This window comes from Massilia glaciei (genome assembly GCF_003011895.2).
Taxonomy (GTDB): Bacteria; Pseudomonadota; Gammaproteobacteria; order Burkholderiales; family Burkholderiaceae_D; genus Telluria_A; species Telluria_A glaciei.
Map to the genome: position 1 here is coordinate 1 of NZ_PXWF02000209.1, position 1,054 is coordinate 1,054.

A 1,054-nucleotide genomic window follows, 5' to 3' on the forward strand; every position below is an offset into this window, starting at 1 on the left:
GGTGGTCGTCCGCTTCATTGGCTCAATAGCGACTATTGGGATACTCATCAGCTTATCGGAAAAATATTTCCTCATGGCGCCAATTGAAAGCCCGTGACAATTCGTGATTTTCTAGAAGGCAATCTGGGATACCGTAGTTAGTCTAGGTCCAAATACCATTGGATGGATGTGAGATGAAGGACGATTTGGAGCGTTTTACCACTGTTCTAGATTTCGTCAAACGCAACCAGGCAATCGGCATTCTGTCGACCGGGGCTACCGTTGTCGATTACAAGCCCGGCCTTTATAACGTCTCAGGTAGCACCGACGATGCAAAGGAAATCAGGGTCATTTCGACAATCCTTGGAAAAAGTTCCTAATAAATCATGGTATCAGCGGAGCAAGTGAATGCTACGTTACCGAACCATTCTTGAATGGGGGATCGCATCCCAAATTTTGAGTTGGCGGACACATGACACCGAACGAGGACGGTACTGTTACGAAAGGAATTTGCTATTTGATGCCGCTGTGCGGCAGGTGGCAATGCAGCCAGAACCCGTTCGCGCCCCAATGCAGGATCTTGATCCGGTCGCGGCCGCGGTTGCAGAACAAGAACCAATGCCGACTCGACGCATCGAGTCCCAGGGTTTCGGGCACCACCAGCGCTAGGCCGTTGATCGGCTTGCGCATGTAGTGGTGGCCGGTCGCGAGGTAAACCATGCCTTGCGGAGTCCCAACATCAGCGCAATGCCGTCAGCACGGCGCCCAGCCAGTCCAGCTACGCATGAGCTACTTGCAAAAGGCTGATTTCAAGGGGGATTTATTTTTTTCGAGGCAAAAAGGACGTGATGGGGATAGCCATTTCTGGCATAATGTAGCTATCTAGGAAACATTATTATCCCCACCTTATGAATTCTACACAAGCCGACACGATGATGCAACGCTGGACCGCCATTCAATATGAATTGCTGCCGGAATTGAAGAACGAGATCGGCCCGTTGACTCCTAAACTGGAGAAGGTGATTCATATTCTCGACTGGACTCGGATCGAGGAATTCGTGGCGCAATCCTGGTG

General features: G+C 50.6%; 2 protein-coding genes and 1 pseudogene. 2 read left to right on the top strand and 1 reads right to left on the bottom strand.

Annotated elements, in window-relative coordinates; all coding sequences use genetic code 11:
• Positions 1–173 precede the first annotated feature (173 nt).
• Positions 174–359, top strand: a complete 186-nt coding sequence (locus C7C56_RS12805) for a hypothetical protein (RefSeq protein ID WP_106757782.1) — start codon at positions 174–176, stop codon at positions 357–359.
• A 133-nt stretch (positions 360–492) separates the two neighbouring features.
• On the opposite strand, the gene tnpB is transcribed toward C7C56_RS12805, so the two are convergent.
• Positions 493–699 carry an IS66 family insertion sequence element accessory protein TnpB gene (gene tnpB / locus C7C56_RS12810; protein ID WP_106757783.1) on the bottom strand — a complete coding sequence of 69 codons (207 nt, stop codon included), beginning with the start codon at positions 697–699 and terminating at the stop codon, positions 493–495.
• A gap of 188 nt (positions 700–887) precedes the next feature.
• Between tnpB and C7C56_RS29870 the strand changes: the two are divergent.
• Positions 888–1,054, top strand: a pseudogene (locus C7C56_RS29870) (IS5/IS1182 family transposase); the annotation flags it as partial.